The following is a 798-nucleotide window of genomic DNA, read 5'->3' as shown; positions in this document are numbered from 1 at the left end:
GCCGGGTGCACGCGCTGCTGTCGGAGATGGTCCCCGGCGGAGCGCCGACCAAGCTCACGACCGTCAAAGCCGCCAAAATGGTGCGTTCGGTGCGGCCAGGTTCGCTGGTCGAGACTGAGCGTCGTGAGGTCGCCAAGCAGCTGCTCGAGGACTGGCGTTGGTGTGAGCGGCGCATCCCTGCGGTCGAGACGCGGCTGCACGAGGCGCTCGAAGCGCACGGCACGACGCTGACCGGCATCTTCGGCATCGGTGACATCAGCGCCGCCACAATCCTGGCGAGCGTCGCAGACGTTAGACGGTTCCCGACGGCCGGACACTTCGCGGCCTACAACGGCACCGCCTCGATCGAGGCATCGTCAGGCGACATCAAACGGCACCGCCTCAACCAGGGCGGCAACCGCCAACTCAACGCCGCGATCCACATCGCGGCCGTGACCCAGATCCGCCACGGCGGTCCCGGCAAGGCCTACGTGCAACGAAAGCTCGCCCAGGGCAAGACCCGCGGCGAAGCGATGCGCGCACTCAAACGGCAGCTCTCCGACGTGGTCTACCGCCGGCTGCTCGTCGACGCACGTCGACGTGAGGTGGCCCGGGGAGGACAAGCGGGAACGAGACTCGCGTCCGCGTGACCGGATCGCATCCCTAACCGATTCTTGGCTCTAGTCACTTCCCCGGACCACCACCCACGCTACATCCCCAACCAGCACCACGGAACCCGAGATCCGACCCGGCCTCGGGCACCTCGACCTGCGCTCCGCCCCGACCCTCGAACCCGCCCTTGACACAGAGAGGCGTCGG

Annotated in this window: 1 protein-coding gene; it reads left to right on the top strand. The window is 67.9% G+C overall.

The genetic code is table 11. From position 1 onward, the window contains the following. Positions 1–629: transposase (locus tag ACERMF_RS17725; RefSeq protein WP_373670480.1), on the top strand; the 629-nt coding region annotated here is incomplete at its 5' end. Positions 630–798 lie beyond the last annotated feature (169 nt).

It is taken from the genome of Egicoccus sp. AB-alg6-2 (assembly GCF_041821025.1).
Classification (GTDB): domain Bacteria; phylum Actinomycetota; class Nitriliruptoria; order Nitriliruptorales; family Nitriliruptoraceae; genus Egicoccus.
Note: the sequence above shows the minus strand (reverse complement) of the source record. Positions and strands in the feature narration are given on the sequence as shown.